Source organism: Myxococcales bacterium (genome assembly GCA_016699535.1).
Lineage (GTDB): Bacteria > Myxococcota_A > Polyangia > Polyangiales.
Genome location: CP064980.1, coordinates 3,223,930 through 3,242,090, shown reverse-complemented (window position 1 = coordinate 3,242,090; position 18,161 = coordinate 3,223,930). Strand labels below are relative to the sequence as shown.

Annotated in this window: 13 protein-coding genes; 5 read left to right on the top strand and 8 right to left on the bottom strand. The window is 50.8% G+C overall.

Annotation, left to right across the window (positions count from 1 at the left end):
• The first annotated feature begins 158 nt into the window (after window positions 1-158).
• Window positions 159-1,991 carry a cation:proton antiporter gene (locus IPJ88_15275; GenBank protein ID QQR89541.1) on the top strand — a complete coding sequence of 611 codons (1,833 nt, stop codon included), beginning with the start codon at window positions 159-161 and terminating at the stop codon, window positions 1,989-1,991.
• 28 nt (window positions 1,992-2,019) lie between these two features.
• Here the strand turns inward: IPJ88_15275 and IPJ88_15270 are convergent, their stop codons facing one another.
• Entirely contained in the window at window positions 2,020-3,636 is a 1,617-nt protein-coding gene (locus tag IPJ88_15270; GenBank protein ID QQR89540.1) for a phospho-sugar mutase, read from the bottom strand.
• Window positions 3,633-4,481 carry an SDR family oxidoreductase gene (locus tag IPJ88_15265; protein QQR89539.1) on the bottom strand — a complete coding sequence of 283 codons (849 nt, stop codon included), beginning with the start codon at window positions 4,479-4,481 and terminating at the stop codon, window positions 3,633-3,635. Before IPJ88_15265 ends, IPJ88_15270 begins: the two co-directional genes overlap by 4 nt.
• 29 nt (window positions 4,482-4,510) lie before the next feature.
• On the opposite strand from IPJ88_15265, the gene IPJ88_15260 reads away from it, so the two are divergent.
• From IPJ88_15260 to IPJ88_15245, 4 genes are all read left to right on the top strand, one after another.
• The gene (locus IPJ88_15260) at window positions 4,511-5,362 is read left to right on the top strand and encodes an SDR family oxidoreductase (protein ID QQR89538.1); all 852 of its coding nucleotides are present in this window, start codon (window positions 4,511-4,513) and stop codon (window positions 5,360-5,362) included.
• Between the two features lie 238 nt (window positions 5,363-5,600).
• The gene (locus IPJ88_15255) at window positions 5,601-7,124 is read left to right on the top strand and encodes a hypothetical protein (GenBank protein ID QQR89537.1); all 1,524 of its coding nucleotides are present in this window, start codon (window positions 5,601-5,603) and stop codon (window positions 7,122-7,124) included.
• A 257-nt stretch (window positions 7,125-7,381) separates the two neighbouring features.
• The gene (locus IPJ88_15250) at window positions 7,382-8,734 is read left to right on the top strand and encodes a chloride channel protein (GenBank protein QQR89536.1); all 1,353 of its coding nucleotides are present in this window, start codon (window positions 7,382-7,384) and stop codon (window positions 8,732-8,734) included.
• The gene (locus tag IPJ88_15245) at window positions 8,725-9,231 is read left to right on the top strand and encodes a CBS domain-containing protein (GenBank protein ID QQR89535.1); all 507 of its coding nucleotides are present in this window, start codon (window positions 8,725-8,727) and stop codon (window positions 9,229-9,231) included. The genes IPJ88_15250 and IPJ88_15245 overlap by 10 nt, the downstream gene beginning before the upstream one ends.
• Window positions 9,232-9,234: 3 nt before the next feature.
• On the opposite strand, the gene IPJ88_15240 is transcribed toward IPJ88_15245, so the two are convergent.
• The 6 genes from IPJ88_15240 to def form a co-directional block, all read right to left on the bottom strand.
• On the bottom strand, window positions 9,235-10,263 hold the full coding sequence (locus tag IPJ88_15240) for a 2-oxoacid:ferredoxin oxidoreductase subunit beta (protein QQR89534.1): 1,029 nt from the start codon (window positions 10,261-10,263) through the stop codon (window positions 9,235-9,237).
• A complete protein-coding gene (locus IPJ88_15235; protein QQR89533.1) occupies window positions 10,263-12,092 on the bottom strand; it encodes a 2-oxoacid:acceptor oxidoreductase subunit alpha in 1,830 nt (609 codons plus the stop codon). Before IPJ88_15235 ends, IPJ88_15240 begins: the two co-directional genes overlap by 1 nt.
• 249 nt (window positions 12,093-12,341) lie before the next feature.
• A complete protein-coding gene (locus tag IPJ88_15230; GenBank protein QQR89532.1) occupies window positions 12,342-14,375 on the bottom strand; it encodes a protein kinase in 2,034 nt (677 codons plus the stop codon).
• Between the two features lie 149 nt (window positions 14,376-14,524).
• A complete protein-coding gene (locus tag IPJ88_15225) occupies window positions 14,525-15,721 on the bottom strand; it encodes a hypothetical protein (GenBank protein ID QQR89531.1) in 1,197 nt (398 codons plus the stop codon).
• Window positions 15,722-15,764: 43 nt separating this feature from the next.
• Window positions 15,765-16,826: a hypothetical protein gene (locus IPJ88_15220; protein QQR89530.1), complete on the bottom strand. Its 1,062-nt coding sequence runs from the start codon at window positions 16,824-16,826 to the stop codon at window positions 15,765-15,767.
• A gap of 761 nt (window positions 16,827-17,587) precedes the next feature.
• Entirely contained in the window at window positions 17,588-18,160 is a 573-nt protein-coding gene (gene def / locus IPJ88_15215) for a peptide deformylase (protein ID QQR89529.1), read from the bottom strand.
• Between the last annotated feature and the right edge of the window lies 1 nt (window position 18,161).

The following is an 18,161-nucleotide window of genomic DNA, read 5'->3' as shown; positions in this document are numbered from 1 at the left end:
AACGCCATGTTTTATGCCGTTTTATTCGCAGATTAAGGCAAAATGTTCGTTGGGCTCGACATTGGCGGTAGATTTGTCCATTCTGCTCTGAAGCTTAATTTAAGAAGCGTTAGTGACCCCAGCTCGTTTTTGAGCCTGGAAACAGACGACCGTGTTTAATGGACCATCGCCTATTTATGATCGCGCTAGCGCTGCTGTTGGGTATGATTGCCCAGTCTCTTGGGCGGCGCACAGGTATCCCTGGCATTGCTATTTTGCTTGGCCTTGGGGTGGTGCTAGGTCCCGATGTGCTCGGCGTTGTGCATCCGGAACAACTAGGTCCCGCACTTCGAGACCTCGTGCATACAGCGGTTGCGGTCATTCTTTTCGAGGGTGGGCTTGCTCTCGATCTTAAGAGTCTACGAAAGCGAGGCTCGAGCATTCGTCGTCTGATTACTGTTGGGGCACTGATCACGGCAATCGGCGGAACACTGGCAGCGCGTTATTGGATGCAATGGTCATGGCGACTTTGTTTTTTGTTTGGTGCGCTTGTCATCGTGACGGGTCCTACAGTGATCCAGCCCATTGTTAGACGTATTCGTCTTCTTCCGCGTTTGGCTACCGTGCTTGAAGCCGAAGGTGTTTTTGGTGATGCCATCGGTGCGATTGTTGCGGCGGTTGTGCTTGAGGTCGTTGTGGATTGGCACGGCGATGCCTTTGCGATTGGCGCGCTTGGTTTACTTTCTCGCTTGGCTTTTGGAACGGCGGCCGGTCTTGTCGGTGGCTTCTTCGTTGGTGCCTTGCTGCGCTCGAAGCGATCCATCGCTGAGGGACTCGAGAATGTATTTGTCCTTGCTTATGTACTCGTTTTGTTTGAAGGATCGAACCTGTTGCTGCCAGAAAGTGGCATCTTGAGCATCACTGTAGCGGGCCTAACCGTGGGTAATATGGGGATCCAGCGCCTGGGCAAGCTTCGGGACTTTGAAGAGCAGCTTACAGTAATGCTAATTGCCATGCTCTTTGTGCTTTTGGCCGCTAGCGTGCGTACCGCAGAAGTAGTGAGTCTAGGTTTCAATGGACTGATGACGGTCCTTACGCTGATGGTGGTTATTCGGCCCATTGCCGTTTGGGCTTCGACATCCGGTTCTCGCTTTAACTTGCGCGACAAACTTTTTCTTAGCTGGATGGCTCCCCGAGGCATCGTTGCTGCTGCGGCTGCTTCGTTGTTTGCGGAAGTGCTTCTGGCTTCGGGCGAGAGCAAAGCAAGCGAGCTAAGGGCTTTGGTGTTTCTTTTGATTGCAACCACCGTGGTGGTTGAGGGGCTTGGTGCTAAGACTGTGGCGACCTTGTTACGTGTGCGAGTGCCCATTTCTGGATATCTTATTGTTGGATCATGCGGCATTGGTCTAGCTTTGGCGCGTTTGCTTCGTAAAGCAGGTGAAACAGTGATTTTCGTTGATTCACACCCGGATGCTGTGATCATGGCCGAAGACGCTGGCTTTTCGGCCATCCATGGTAATGCGATGGATTCTGAAGTGCTTCGCATGGCTGGTGCTGGCAGCAGGCGAGGGCTGATCGCATTAACGTCCAGCGAAGAAGTTAATATGCTTGTGGCTCGCAAAGCACGCAAAGAGTACAAGCTAGGCAATGCATGGGTGGCGCTTCGACGAGGCCACCAAAGCATTACCCCGTTGGATGTCGAAAAAGAAGAGCTGAATGTGCTGTTTGGACAGACGCGTTATCATGAATTTTGGAATATCGAATTTGAACGTGGCTTTGCAACTGTTGAATGGTGGAAGCCTTCGAAGGTAACACGCGATACAATAGTGGAGTTGATCGAACAATCCGTTGATCTCTTTCTTCCTTTGGCCTGCGGTATAAAAGAGCGAGTTTTACCCATGTCCAAAGATTGTGGCACAAAGATTGATCGCGTCGCGGTTGCTATTGCCGGAGGCCGTGAGTCGCGCGTTCATAAGTGGATGGAACAAAACGGTTGGGTATTGGTGGGCTAGCGTTGGGCTAGTGTTCGTTTAACGAACACTAGGTGAAGATAGCTCGCACGGAATCTCCGAGTTGCGTTGTAATCGCGCTAGCTTGTTTTTGACATTCTGCGAGAGCTTCGCAGCTGGCTAGTGGAAGCGTGATATCCAGGTAAATTTTAAGTTTGGGTTCCGTGCCGCTGGGCCGGATCATCACGCGATGTCCGCCTTCGAGGTGAAAGGCAAGCACATTGCTCGAGGGTAAGGTTGATTGGGAGCTTCGCCCATCGCGGTCTTTAATCTGCCCGGTTTTGTAGTCGCAAAAGCGTTGCACAGCGAGCTTGCCAAGGAGGTTTGGTGGCTCTTTTCGCAAGGCATCCAGTTTGCTTTGTATGTGCTCGGCCATTTCCGAGTCGAGATGAATATTAAGTGCTGTGCTGTGATGAAAACCAAAACGCAGCCAGAGCTCGATAAGCACGTCATGCAAGTTTTGTCCGGTTTTGAGATAAAAACTTGCCATTTCTGTCATTAAAATGGCAGAAGAAATGCCATCTTTGTCTGCTACCTCGCTGCTCGGGGCGTAGCCCAAGGCTTCTTCAAAACCGAGCGCTAAGCAAAAACCCTCTTTTTGCTTAGCGAGAGCTCGATTCATGATCCATTTAAAACCCGTTAAGGTTTGCTCAAAGTAGGCCCCGTAGTGACGTGCGATAAGAGCTGTGAGCGGCGAGCTGACGATGCTGCAAAAGATGCTTTGTTTTTCCGGCGTACGAGAGTGACGAAGTTGGTACTCGCACAGAAGTGCGCCCACCTCATTGCCACTTAGCTGATGGTATGATCCGGATCTATCTTTGCAGGCCACTGCAAGCCGGTCTGCATCAGGGTCATTGGCAAGTACAATGTCGGCGTCTGTTCTGGAAGCGAGTTTAAGGACCAAATCCATGGCGCCTTTTTCTTCCGGGTTTGGAAAAGCAACGGTTGGAAAGTCAGGATCGGGCAAAGCTTGCTCCGGGACACTGTGACAATTGGTGTAACCCCGCTGAGAGAAAGCTTTGCGTGCGATGCGTTCGCCCACGCCGTGCATGGCGGTATAGGCAATGCAAATTGAATCGACTGTTTTTGGCTGATGCCCTAGTGTTTCGATGTAGCTGAGATAAAGTGTTTCGATTTGACGGCCGACAAATTCGATCTTTCTTTGTTTTTGAAACTCTGCGTAGGCAAGGGTGCGAAAATCCTGTTTGGGACCAAGAGCCGCTATCTCTTTGCTGATGCCTTCGTCGTGAGGCGGAATAATCTGTGCGCCATTGTGCCAAAAGACTTTGTAGCCGTTGTACTCTGGTGGGTTATGACTTGCGGTAATCATGACCCCAGCGCTTGCCCCAAGTTCTGTGACCGAGAAAGCGAGCAAAGGCGTGGGGACCGTGTCCTCAAAGGTATAGACTTTAAAGCCCTGCGCGCAGGCGACCTCCGCAACAGCTCGAGCAAATTCAAGACTGTGTTTTCGTCCGTCATAGGCAACACAGAGGCCTTGTTTAGGGGCCTCAGGGCTACACTTCAGTAAGTGCTTGCATAAGCCTGCAGTGACACGCATCACCAGATCCCTATTCATTTGATTGGGCAGCGGGCCAAGAACGGCACGTATGCCAGCTGTTCCAAATTGGATCGCATGGTTTTGAGTCATCGGATGCTCATTCGTTCAATGATCATGTTGTATCCTTCTTTGTAGCTTGGGTAGCGAAAGACGTAGCCACTCTTTAGTAGCTTTTCGTTGAGGCAGCGCTTGTTGCTCCGGTTGCGCCCTTGGGCCTGGGTAGAGCTTTTCGGTGCTGGTGCGGCCAGTCGTGTGGCAATCCAGCATAGCAACGTTTTTCGATCCACTGGGTCGTGATCGGAAGCAAGATAAAGGGCTTCTGGTTTTTGCTGTTGCATCAAGTGAGCCAAGACGCCGGCGCAATCATCACGATGAATACGGTTGGTATAGCTTACTTGGTCTTCTGAATAGCTTGCTTGGCCTTCTTTGACGGATTCGAGCAAACGCGTTCGTCCGGGACCGTAGATGCCTGAGAGGCGAACGACGGTGCTGGGTAAGGAGCTTTGCTTTAAGAATTTCTCGGCTTGAAGAAGTATTTCACTTGATGGCTGATTGCCATCGGTTTTGGATTCTTCATCGACCCATTGACCATCGCTTTGGCTGTACACGGAGGTGCTGGAGGTGAAAAACACACGCTGGGGTTTGTGTTTTTTCTGTTCAAGTGCAGCGAGGGTGTACTTTAAACCCTGTAAGTATATGGCTTGGTAGCTTTTTTCATCGCGGCTATCGGGCGCTGCGGTGTAAAAGACGTAATCAACATCCGGCAAATGGCGTAAGGTGTTGGGCACCAGCAAATCGGCTTCAATAGGTTTAAAAGAGACGGGAAGCTCGGCTGGGTTGCGTCTTAACGCCCATACCACGTGATCTTTGCCTAACAAGCGTTGTCCGAGGGCTATTCCAACATAGCCGCAACCGATGATCAAAACATGTGCCATTTTCGCTAACTGACTGTATGCTTCCTAACATGAGCAAGCAAGAAGATCTCAAAGGTAAAGTGGCAATCATAACAGGTGCATCGCGCGGTATTGGAGCAGCTCTTGCACGGCGTTTTGCAAGCGAGGGAGCGAAGGTTGTGGTTGCTGCAAAGAGCGAGCAGCCCAAGCCAACCTTGCCAGGCTCGATTCATACAGTGGCCGAGGAAGTGCGCGGACTTGGCGCAGAGGCTTTGCCGCTTAAAGTCGACGTGAGCAAACAAGAAGACATTGAAAACTTAGTCCAGCAAACGGTCGATACCTTTGGAGGTATCGATGTTGTGATCAACAATGCAGGCGCTCTATGGTGGCAAGACGTTGCTGAGACGCCCATGAAACGTTTTGACTTGATGATGAATGTGAACGCGCGTGCATCGTTTGCTCTGACGCAAGCAGCGTTACCTTATCTTTTAAAAAGCCGGGCAGGGCATGTGTTGGTGTTTTCGCCGCCCATCGATTTATCGGCTCTGCCGGGTAAGGTGGCTTATCTCATTAGTAAGTTTGGTATGACAATGCTGGCTATTGGACTTGCAGAAGAGCTCAAAGGCAAGGGCGTGGCCATCAATGCGCTGTGGCCCGTTACGGCCATTGAGTCTCAAGCGACCATCAACTTTAAACTTGGCGGACCGAAGACCTGGCGCAAGCCTGATATTTTGTGTGACGCTGTGATGGAAGTGCTTACGACGGATCCTGCTGAGCTTTCCGGACACGCGTTGCTTGATGAAGACTTTCTTCGTGAGCGTGGCTATACGGATTTTGCAAAGTATCGCTGCGATCCGGATCATGAACCGCCTCGCATCATGGCCAAAGACCTTCCCAAGGCCGGCCCGCTTTGGGGAAACTAGCTTTCCCGGCCTGAGGTCTAAAACCTCATTAATTGCTATCAATTCTTAGAATTTTTCTCGGCTATCGGGATACCATAAGCGCCGCGATTCCATATTGTCTAGTCCTTACGAGGCACTGCGGATTGGCATCGGCTTTGCAATGTAGCCGTGTATGCATTGCAGTACAAAATATTACTTACATGTCTGCGCATGGCTTCTTTTATCATGCAGTATACCGGCCTGTAGTCCAGAAACTGAAATGGATAGCGCATCGGAATCTTCAGCGGTACTGAGCAACCGGGCGTATTGCGAAGCACTCGAACATGTTTTCCCTTACGGAATCCCAGAGGGCTTCGCGGATGATGCGATGCACCCCGCAATCTTTGTCGGAGGCTCGGCAAAAGGGTCTTTGAAAATACTACAAGGCGTTGATTCGGTGTTGCGGGGCATTGATGTGGTTGCTGACTTGTACAACCAAGAGATTATGGTGCTCGGATATGCTGGCAACGGGACAAATGTTTCCAAACTCTTTAGTGGCGGCGCGAGCTTCAGCATGTACGGTGGAGCAGCCTATGGTCTAGAGAATGGTTTAAGCGATTGGTATGGATTTTTTAACGGTGCATCGGTTGGTATAAATCCTCTGCCTGTACTAAAGCGTTTTTTAAATGCAGACCTTAACTGGTTTCGTTCGGGTACGGATCTGGATGGCGACCATCTGATCGCGCCGGAGGAACTGCACAATCCGCCCGAAGGTGTTTACGGCTTCAGCGTGGGCGCTACCGTTGGATTTGATGTGCTTGGCGCACTCTGGGATGCTGCCAGCGTTGCGGTACTAGGCATTCCTGGCGCCCTGCCGCTTAGCGCAGGGACAAGCACCACCCACTATCACCCGTGGAACTACGGTACGTTGTTGTTGTTTGAAGAGCTTAAGAAGGTCGGGTTGCCTGTGACTCTCAAGGACTGTGACTGTGACTACATGCCGGTGAGTGAATTTGTAAGCGCGCAACCGCAGGGTGATTGTTGGAAATCACCTTTTTTGGGACCAGACGCTGAACTTTCCCAAAACCAATGTCGCATCAGCTTCGAAGGAAGTAAGGCTGCGCTCAAGGGCGTTGACCTTGCAAAAGCTATCTGCCATGCCGGAAATTGTGATCTTGAAGAAAGGCTACTCAATACAGTGTATGCATCTGCTGTTGGTCATTTTCGTGATCAAGGGGTGAATTCGGCGAAACTGCTTTGTCCTTCTCTGTTTAGAGATTCCGAAGTTTGTGACAACGAAATAGATGACGATGGCGACGGAAAAATAGATTGCGACGATTTAGAATGTGTACTGGATCACGCTGCTTGTCCTACGAACACGTGTGATTTAGAGGTCGAAGAACCGTATTATAATGAGATTTGCAACAATGGCGTAGATGACGATGGTGACGGTGACCTCGATTGCAACGATAGCGACTGTAGCTATCACGCCGACTGTCACTGTTCTCAGTTGAGCAGCCAACTGTACGCGCGGCCATTGAGTGAAAGCGGTGTCCATCTCGATGCTCATGGATGTGTCTTGCGATGCACTGCTGAGGCAGATCCGAATAGTGGTTTGTACATGTGTCCGGAAGGATTTGGTTGCAGCGATACGCTCGGATGTGTTCCGAACAAAATTACGGAGTGCGGTTCGGATACAGATTGCTCGTCCGTCAATGGAATATGTATAGGCGATAAAGCCAACGTGAACTGGTGTAGTCCCGGAGCGCGGCGACTTGTCTGTGATGAAAACTCATCAATTTAGTGGCCATCAAATTGGAGAATGGTTGTGCTCGCACACGCTGGCCGAGAGCAGAGAATTAGAGGTTTTTTCGATGTACAATACCATTGGACACTGTTTGAGGGAGTTGCTATAGCATCGCCCTAGTAGCGCATTCAAAAAGATCGTACAGGTATACTGTGCAGGACGCGGCCTTGCGGTTCAGTCGTTTCCGCCCTTTTTTGGGTGCGTAAGCTCAGATGTGTTAGTTCGTGAACGTGGTAGCGAGATGATGTGAAGTCATGCAGATAAGGGAATTAACGAAGAATGCTGTTCCAGTAGGGCGCGCTCAACATGTCGGACGCCTGTTGTTGCTTTGTGCCCTGGTTGGTTTTTTTGTGGGTGGTGCAGCCGTATTGTTTGAGTTGCTAACGACCGTTGCGAAATACACCTTGCTTAACTCCTATGCGGGTTTTCGACCAAGTGAAGCCGCGGTCGATAGAGGGCTTTGGGCACCTGGGATGGAAGCCTTTCATCCATGGCGACTTGCATTTTTGCCGGTGATCGGCGGCTTAGTCGGAGGCTTGATAATTTACTATTTTGCGCCGGAAGCAGAAGGTCATGGTACCGATGCTGCTATTGATGCGTATCACAACCACCACGGACGCATTCGCTATCGAGTTCCTCTCGTAAAAACAATCACCTCGGTGATTACCTTGGGGACCGCTGGATCGGCCGGTCGAGAGGGGCCCATCGCTCAGATTGGCGCTGGCCTGGGAACTGCGACAGCCGACCTCCTTAAACTGAGTGCACGTAATCGCAGGATCCTCATGGTTGCGGGTATGGCAGCAGGCATCGGTGCGATTTTTCGCGCGCCCCTTGCCGGCGCCTTGTTTGCTGCTGAGGTGCTTTATAAAGAGATGGATCTTGAGTTCGAGGTAATTGTTCCTGCGGTGATCGCTTCAATTATTTCCTATACCGTCTTTACGATACCCTTTGGTGTATCCCCGTTATTCAAAGCGCATATCCAGGCCTTCGATGATCCGCTTCAGCTATTTTCCTACACCATTCTTGCCATTGTGGTGGCCATGGGAGCTAAACTTTACGTGGTGACCTTCTATGCTGTGCATGATTTTTTCCGCGGATGGAAAATTATTCCCTATCTCAAGCCAGCAATTGGTGGCCTTGGCGTTGGCCTCTTTGCCTTTTTTCTCCCCGAAGTTATGGGCTCTGGATACGGTGTGGTTCAGCAAGCTCTGGATGGAAGAGTGCCGTGGACCTTTCTTGGTGTAGTGGTGCTCGGCAAGATCACAACGACCTCGCTTACAATTGGTTCTGGGCAAAGTGGTGGTGTGTTTGGTCCTGCAATCGTTATTGGCGCGGCGTTGAGTGGTCTAACTGGACAACTCGTGCAGCACTATATTCCTTGGCATGATGCGCCAGCTGGTGCCTTTGTGATTGTGGGGATGGCCGGTTTTTTTGCTGCTGCAGCTAATACCCCCATCTCGACCATCATTATGGTGAGTGAGATGGTGGGTAGTTACGATTTACTTGTTCCGACGATGTGGGTGACCATCATCGCCTTTTTGCTAGTAAGACGCTCAACGATTTATCGCGCCCAAGTTGCCAGTCGCTCAAAATCCCTGTGCATCTAGAAGAAATGCTGGGTGCTGTACTGAAGAATCTCACGGTGCGTGATGCGCTAAAAGATCCCGATCACGAACCGGCCTATTTTATTCGCCCCAAAGCGTCGATGCGAGAAATTATTGAAGCCTATGGCCACAGTGATCAGGATGTCTTTCCCGTGGTGGATGAAGAAGGGCGTCTTCATGGCATTATTGACAATCGACGTGTCAGACATGCAATTGCCATGGCAAGCGACAAAGAGCGTGACCGCGTGGTGGCATCGGACCTCATGTCGAGTGCTCCACTATTAAATATCAATGAAACACTATATTCCGCAATGCGAAAAATTGTGGAAAGCAAGCGAGATCAATTGGTGGTGGTTGAGGATGGCGACCGAACAAAAATCCGCGGAGCTATAAGCAGACGGGACTTAGTCGCCGCTTATGATCGCGCTGTCATCAAATACCAAGGCAAAGACCGTGAACAGGATCTCGAAGCGCACAAAGACGACCGCGTATTGTTGTAGCCTCTAGGTGACTTCCCAGCTATCGCCTCGATCAAGAAGTGCTTGGATAGTGTCTTTGCCTTTTTGTTGAGCCTGTTTCAGTTGCTCGGCCATCATTGAATCGTAGGTGGGACGCTCTACCGCATGAATGACACCAATCAGGGTAGGGAACTCGGAGCGCACAAAACGGCTTAGCATCAGAGCGATAAACTCGCTTTGCTCATCGTGCACGAGAAGATTTTCTTCTCCGTGGCTTTGAACGTCGACAACAGCAGGCTGACATCCGCCGATCATTGCAATTCCCTTTTCGTTGTTTTTTCCGAAGCGCATAGGCTTGCCGTGCTCAAGGTATAAAAGGTGATCGGCTTTGCTTGCCTTTTCAGATAGAGGCGCGAAGGCTCCATCGTTGAAGATGTTGCAGTTTTGGTAGACTTCGATGAAGGAAGTGCCGCGATGCTCCGCGGCGCGCTTGATCATGCTTTGCAGGTGCTTGGCTTCGACGTCGATGGTGCGAGCCACGAAGGTGGCATTTGCAGCGAGGGCGATGGCCACAGGATTGATTGGATGATCGATGGAGCCCATTGGGGTTGATTTCGTGATTTTTCCTTGCTCGGAAGTGGGACTGTATTGACCTTTTGTGATTCCATAGATGCGGTTGTTGAAAAGCATGAGTTGCAAATCAACGTTTCGACGCATCACGTGAATAAAATGGTTTCCACCGATCGAAAGGCTGTCGCCATCTCCAGTGATAACCCATACTGACAGATCAGGTCGCGCTGCCTTGATCCCGGTGGCAATGGCTGGTGCTCTACCGTGAATGCTGTGCATGCCGTATGTGTTCATGTAGTACGGAAAGCGAGATGAACAGCCGATGCCACTAACAAAGACGTAATTTTCTCTCGGTATGTTGAGCTCCGGAAGGGTACGCTGCACTTGGGCTAGAATGGAGTAGTCTCCGCAGCCAGGGCACCAACGTACATCTTGATCGGAAGTAAAATCTGCTTTGCTGAGTGTGCTTGGATCGGTGTGATTGATAACAGGTAGACTGTCCATTAGTTAGCCTCCAACACGCGCTTTGCGGCTTCAATGATTTCGATGACTCGGAAAGGTTTCCCTTGGACTTTGTGGTACTCGGCGACTTTTAGTCCAAGCTCTGTTTGTAGATGCTTAGAGAGTTGACCCATATTGAGTTCTGGAACGAGGACGTTTTGATAGCGGCCGCAGATTTCTTTGAGGTCCTTGGGAAGCGGATTGAGATAGCGAAGGCCGATATGTCCTACTTTTTTGTTGTTGGAACGAAGAGCGGGTAGTGCGGCTTCGATAGCTCCATGAGAGCTTCCCCAACCGACAATGAGCAAATCGCCTTCAAGATCACCGTCCACTTCAGTGGGAGGCAAACTGTCGGCTACCGCTGCAACCTTGGCGGCGCGGGTTTTGATCATGTGCTCGTGATTCTGGGGATCATAGCTGACCGTACCGGTGACATCTTGTTTCTCAAGACCGCCAACACGATGTTCAAGACCTGGAACGCCGGGTATGGCCCATGGCCGTGCAAGGGTTTTGGGATCACGCAGATAAGGCTGGAACCCTTCAACCTCGGTTCTAAACTGAACATCGATTTTGGGAATATCTTGCATCGAAGGTATGGGCCAAGGTTCTGCGCCATTTGCAATGTATCCGTCCGAAAGCAAAATAACGGGAGTCATGTGTGTAACGGCAATGCGCGCGGCTTCGATTGCGGCGTAAAAGCAATCGCCTGGGCCTTTGGCGGCAACGATGGGCAAAGGTGACTCGCCGTTTCGTCCGTGTAGGGCAAGCATAAGGTCTGCTTGCTCTGTTTTCGTTGGCAGTCCGGTACTTGGGCCACCACGTTGGATATCAATCACCAGCAAAGGAAGTTCAAGCATGTTGGCCAGGCCAAGGGCTTCACCTTTGAGCACTAGTCCGGGACCGCTGGTTGTGGTGGCAGCCAGAGAGCCACAAAAGCTTGCTCCAATTGCTGCGCTGATTGCTGCAATTTCATCCTCTGCTTGGAAGGTTTTAACGCCGAATTTCTTTTGCCGTGACAGATAGTGCAGGACATCGGAGGCTGGTGTGATGGGATAGGAGCCCAAAAAGAGCTCTAGACCGCTGAGTTCAGCGGCGGCCATCATGCCTAGCGCTAGAGCTTCGTTGCCGGAAATATTTCGATAACGCCCTTTAGGGATATCTGCCTTTTTGACGATGTAGTTGTGCGTGAAGACTTCTGAGGTTTCGCCAAAAGCATAGCCTGCTTTAAGGGCATAGATATTTGCATTCTTTATTGTTTCTTGTTTTGCAAACTTTTTCTCGACCCATTCAATCGTGTGTTTCGGATCACGATTAAACATCCAGTACACCAAGCCCAGTGCAAAGAAGTTTTTGCACCGCACGGCCGAGCGTTGGTTTAACTTGAGTTCCTCGATGGCCTTGAGTGTCATCCCTGTAATGTCAACGTCAAAAACACGGTACTTGCTTAGGCTGCTGTCCTGGCGAGGGTCTTTGTCGTAGTTGACGCGCTCGAGGTTACGTTTGTTAAACCCTTCGCTGTTTAGGATTAGCACACCATCTTCTTTAAGATCGGCAAGATTGCTTTTTAGGGCAGCGGGGTTCATTGCGACGAGGACATCAACCGCATCGCCGGGCGTAAATACGGCGTTGCTTGAAAAATGAATTTGGAAGCCAGAGACGCCTGCAAGCGTTCCGGCGGGGGCGCGTATTTCGGCAGGGAAATCAGGAAAAGTTGCTAAATCGTTCCCTGCAATTGCACTGGTCTTGGTGAATTCTGTACCGGTGAGTTGCATGCCGTCGCCGGAGTCGCCGGTAAAGCGGATGACGACGTTTTCAAGTTGTTCGGTGGTCATGACAACGACCTCTGCTTCACGTGTGGTGGGTTTCAGTTCGTATCTTGTGATTGAGAGTCTTCTATGAGTTTAGAAGAACCCTATTTCACTGGGCTTGCTAGCATAGTCTGGTCCACTTGTACCGAAGGAATTGACGTTTTTTTCTCTTCTGAGTGTAACTGCTCCCCGGAGCTCGCGTTCGCGGCCTTATCTCTATGTAGAGGACAGCGCTAAGATGGACAGTAGGCTGCTAAAATTGCCGAAAAACAGCTATAAAGGCCATTTCCGGTCCATGACGTGGTTTAGGCAACGAGCAAGTTCGCTGCGAAACTGATCGATGTTAATTCGAGCTCGCGGATCGGGTTGCAGGGCCCCAAAGAGTACATTGGCGAGAGGCTCCCTAAGAGGGCTCTGTGCCCAAGATCTAAGTTTCTCCGGCATACCTTGATGACTAATGTGCTGAGTAATCGTGGCGATTTCGCTTTCAGCTTCGAACAAAGTCGTGCCTGAAAGGACTTCAAAGCTAAGGCAGGCAAAGGCGTAGACATCGGCGGCTTGTGGTTTGGGCTCATATCCCTCTGGAACGAGTCCCCATATCTCCGGTGCACCATACTCACCGGTGGCACAACCGGGTCTGAGGCGCCTGCCCGCCAAACCAAAGTCAACTAAGACCGGCATGACTTTGTCTTCTGACCTTTTCCTTGAATCGCGTAGAATCACATTCGAAGGTTTAATATCGAGATGACCCATTTCAGAGTTGTGTAGAACACTCAGTCCTGCGGCAATCCCATCGAGAATAGCAAAGGCTGACTTGATGCTCAGGTCGTGCATTTGAATAACGCGTTGCAGATTAATACCTTCAACCAGTTCCATCACCAGAATAGGTTTAGGGCGCACTCCGGCATCAAAGGTAACAAAGCGTGCAAGGTGAGGGCTTTCTGGGAGTGTGAGTAGAGCTCCAGCTTCTTCACGAAACATGTTGTAGAACTCTCCTTCCGAGAGTGTTCGAGAAGCGCTTCCTGTGTATTCTGGGATCTTAAGGGCGTACTGCGAAGCGGTTGGACTGTGTCGCTCTTCACTACGTTTGGCTACAAACACCGTAGCCACGCCCCCGTCGCCAAGTTTTTTTATCACATAGAATCCTCCCAAGGTGCGGCTTGGAGGAAGCCATGGAGGCAGCGAAGGAGCTTTGGCATGTTGAGGTACTGGCGGAGGGGCTGCTTTGGCAGAGGTTTCCTTCTCTTTTCCGGCAATCCTCAAGAGTACCGTTGCCGCGATATCACCCACTGCTTGGGGTAGTGCTCGAGACATCCGTTGTGCGACTTTGGTTACTTCATCTTGTAAGGCTTTTGGATTGTCCTCTTTGAGTGTCTGTTCGATAAACAGATCAAGTGCTCGAATGCTTTTGCTGATGTCACTCGAGCTTTCGATCTGCCGCAAACCCAAACGCCGGTGAGCGCCAATGCGTATCTGGCTTAGTGTCTCAGTGCCTTGGGCCAGCATCGTAAGCGGACTTGCTGAGCGATCGAAAACAAGAGCCCGAAGGGAAGGGCAGACGGTAACTGCTTCAAGAGCTGAAGACAGGCTTAGCATTCCGGCACGCATGGCCTCGACTCGTGGAGAGCCTGTTTTTAGGCTAAATGCGAGATCGGTAAGCCCGTCAAGCGCAGTGCTGATTGAACCCGCAGATCCCCTACGGCTTTGAATAATATGGTGAAGAAGTTTGGCATAGTGGGTTGTGGGGGCTTTTATGTCCGGTAGCATGGATGCTTCGGAGATAACTTCAAGGCTTTGAGCGTCTTCAAGTGAATCAAAAAGTGCAAACAGAATATCCGACACTTCGCACATGTCGTCGCGTACCAATGCATCGCAGGCACGGGTAAGGGTGGCAAGAAGAATACGTTTGAGGTGCTTTGCCGGTTTTGCTTCAACGTGTCTCAAAAACAGCCGTACCGTATGTATGCGGATGCTTCGCACGTCGCGTTCAAGTGAGATGGGCCATGATTCACCTTGTTTTTTTGAGCGGATGCTTTTGCTAGCAACCGGATCGGGTTTTCGTTCTGGAGAGCTGATGTCTGTGTCGATGAGGTGAAGCAGTGTGCGAAGACGGTTTTGGTGCCAGCTCAGATGCATGCTCTGCTCGGTGGTGTCGTTCTGCGTTTCGTGTTTGATCAACCAGCTGTGAAAGCGAACCAGGTGCATGTCGAGTTTTTCAATAAGTTTCGGAGCGCTCTCTTTTGCGCCGAGCTTAAGCAACTCACGAAGGGTTGTGCGTTTTAATAAACCGTTGTCGAGATTGCGCATCCGAGCGAAAGCAGAAGGGAGTTGCGCCGGATCGTTTGGGTCGATGTCTTGAAGCTCATCGACAACCAGCGAGATTCGATCCAGAATTTGGATCGCATTCTTGTGGGCATCTCGCGCTCCCTGTTCGGAAAACTGTCGAAGGGCGCGCTTTAGATGGTCGTGAATGCTGGCTGAAAGTGGCCGTTGCTCGGCGCCAAGTTCCTCAATGAGACAATGGTAAAGCGCCTTTTTGCTGGATCATCGGAAGGCAGGGTCTCCAGCTCTGCGCGTAGTTTCTGCTGCATCGATGAGAAAGCTTTTGCGCCAAAATCTGCGCCTCCGATCTGTTGTCGCAGCTCGATCATCGCTTCGGCAGTATAAGCATCGGCTTTTTCAACAATTTTCTCCAGCAGTCGTTCTGCCGCTTCAGGCTCGACCTCAACCGAGCGAGGAATGCCAAGTACCATGGCGGCAGAAATACCCGGATCTTTTTTAAGAAGGTTGCTTTCCAAAAGAGAAGTGCATCGCTCCAACGATTGTTTCGGCCGGACTGCTAAGCTTGCAGCTAGTGAAGCAGCCGATTTGCGTAAATCGCCAATACCTGCCGTGGGACGAAGGCCGCGATCAATATCGTTCTGTAGAGAAGAGACGCTGCTTGAGAGAAGACCGCGGGCGGCGGCAACGTGCGACCAAACCAATGATTCTCGATCCCAAAGTAGGCGCTGCCATGCGCTTTTGACTTCGTGTGATTCAAAGGCGCTTAGGGCAACGATGTCGCCTTGGCTAGCCTTCATGGCTGCTTGTCGCGCGGCTCGTTCAAGAAGGCGTGCTGCGAGCCGCCGTGAGGGCAGCGATCCCATCGAAGGGATGCTTAGCCATTGCCTTTCAAGTTCCTTTTTTGAAATCAAGGCAAGAGCTAGAGCATCGACCTGAGCATCATTGCCTAAAGGTAAATCCAGTGCGAGGGCGACGCGCGTTTGGGCTGCTTCGGTATTGAGGCCATGTCGCGATCCCATGGCCAAAGAAGTTGCAAGGGCCACGAAAGTTGAAGCGTCGCTTTCATGCAAACGAAAAGCGACGCGACGACCCAGTTGATGCCTTTCGGTCCCCACGGGTACTGCTGCAGCGAGTTCATACAAAGCCACTGCAGCTGCCGGTGCAGAAAGCCACTCTAGGTCGTCAATAAGGTTGTGCTCAAGCGCGCTTCGTACAAAAGCTTGCACGCTTTCTGGGGAAAACCCCTCAAGGGGAACGAGTCTCTGGTTTAACGCAGCTGCGCCCAAGGAAGCCATCGACTGGCGCCAAAGGTTTCGGCGCTCTTGATCGTTCACGGCAGAGGAAAGCTGCAGAATCCCTTCGATGGACACTTTTGGATTATAACAAAAAAGGCGAACAATGAAGCAAAACTAACTAGCTTTTTTTCGATGCCTTTTCCGGCACAAACGAGCCAGCTAAAAGCTCATCCACGAGCCGTAGAGCGTTGCTGCTTTTGACGGGGCCTTGTCGGAGTTTGTAGTCAAACCGCATCTCTTCCCCTACCATGACGTCGGTAAAGTGCACGTTCTTTATTCTAAACTGCGATTGGTTTTCGAGTGAAACGAGTTCGGTGTCGTGGGTGGCAATCAGGCCCATAGCACCTCGCTCCAACAAACGGTTCAGTATCCGAATGGATCCTTCAGTGCGCGCAGCGGCGTTTGTTCCCTTAAGAAGCTCATCGAGTAAAAACAGGACCGGCAATTGCTCTTGCGTGTTGGCTAGTACGAGCGCCAAACGTTCTAGCTCCGCATGGAAATAGCTTGCTCCGGCTTGAAGAGAGTCTTGAATCCGCATGCTACAGCGAAGAAGACATATCGGTAGTTGCATTTGCTGTGCGCACACAGGTCCGCCAGCAAGAGCAAGCGCGGTGTTCAGGCCAATAGCTCGAAGAAGCGTGCTCTTTCCTGCCATGTTGGATCCGGTTACGATGATCAATGAGCTTGCGCCGTCTATAACGAGGTCGTTCTCGATGCAAACCCCAGCGGGAAGGAGTGGGTGGTTTAGTCCTTGTGCTGCCCAAGAGCTATCGCTGCCGCTGATCGTAGGGAAGCAACTATGCTGATCAAGTGCGCCTAAAGTTGCAAGAGAAGACAAGGCCTCGATGTCTGCGATGCTTTGAAACCACTTGCCTGCCTGCTCTGCATGCTGCTTTTTCCAACGGTTTAGATGCCCCCAGGTCTGATAATCCCATAGCAAAATCGGATCCAAAAAGACATGCAGCAGCCCTTGGAAACGCAGCTCTGCAAATGAAACAAGGCGACGTAGTGCCTTAAGCGGCGAACGACCGTCACTGAGACTTTTCTGAAGGTCAGACAGCAAGGGGGACTGGAAAGATTGTCGAATAACGAGAGAAAAAAGGTTTTCGTAAGAGTCTGCGAAACCAATACTCGCATTGAGCCAATCGAGTTCTGCGGATGCCGTTTTTGCAAAACGCATCCAATTACAAATTGAACAATGGCAGACAGATAAAAACACCAAGCAGGTAACCTTCCAAAGCTAACCAAAGCGAAGATCAGTGCGTTCACAGCAGGTATTATCCAAGCGAACCGCGCGAGCTTGACGTAGGCTTCATTTGATGTCGAGTCTTGGAGAAATTTAAGAAAAGGGGCTTCGTCGAGAGGCTCCTTGCGCTTAAAACTTCCAAGGTGTTCAAGCTCAAGCCTGAATCCTCCAGCGGTGACTAGCTCCCTTACTGCTTGTTGTCTGTTTTCAATGACGCGTTTTGAAGATGGTGCGCTCAGCCAGCTGATAAAGGTCCGGACTCCACCTAAGGTGTGTGCTGTGCAAAACTTCTGAACGAGGCTTCCGCGTCCAACCAAATCAATGTCGTAGGCGTAGGGATGCGAGAGTGGAAGGCATTCCTGTCCCGTTTGTTTAAAATTGAGCCAATCGGAATTGGTTCTGGCCAGATGCTTTTCAGCAAGCGCCTTTCTATTCTCGTAGCTTGCTTTGTGCTGGCGCAAACGTGACATCCATACGCCCAAAGCGAGGAAAAAAACTAAAACTTGCACGGCGGCATTGAAGTAGACGTGCGAATCCTGGACTCGCCACATGACAAGGAAAACAATGGCCGCTAGAAAAAGAAGCAGCCGTGGAGCGATAAGCTGGGTTAGTCTCTTGCCCCGTTTGGATATCTCCTGACTAAACCCACTGATTTGCTCTTCGTAGTTAATTCTGTTTCCGGTTGTCACAATAGTTTAGCTTCCAGTTTGTTCGACCAAGGCTTTGGCGCGTTTGATAAAGCTCAAGGCATGAAATTTTTCAAAGTTTTCCCATGTGCAAAGACTTGCGGTGTTCTCTACGCGGTCGAGGAAAAGCTTACCGTTGAGGTGGTCGACCTCATGCTGAAAGGTAGCAGCCTTCAGACCGTGAACGACCTCATCGATGGGACCACCGTGTCGATCCCAGGCTTGCACTCTGAGCTTGATATAACGGGGCACTTCTCCTCGTAGATTCGGTACACTTAAACAGCCCTCATAGTTTATGAAAGTTGCGTCGTCGAGAGGGCTAAGGATTGGATTGACAAGCACAGTGAGCGGAATGTTGGGCTTGTAAGGATAGCGTGGGTTGTTGTGGACTTCGATGGCACAGATTTGCAAAGGCATAAAGACCTGGTTGGCCGCAAGCCCGGCTCCGTTCGCATGACGCATCGTTTCGACTAGCGAGTCGATGAAACTTTGTGTCTCTTCACTAAGGAGTGTTTCGATGCTGAGTTTATCCGCGGTCTTTCTGAGAACGGGTTCGCCAATTTGTGCAATTTTTAGGATCATA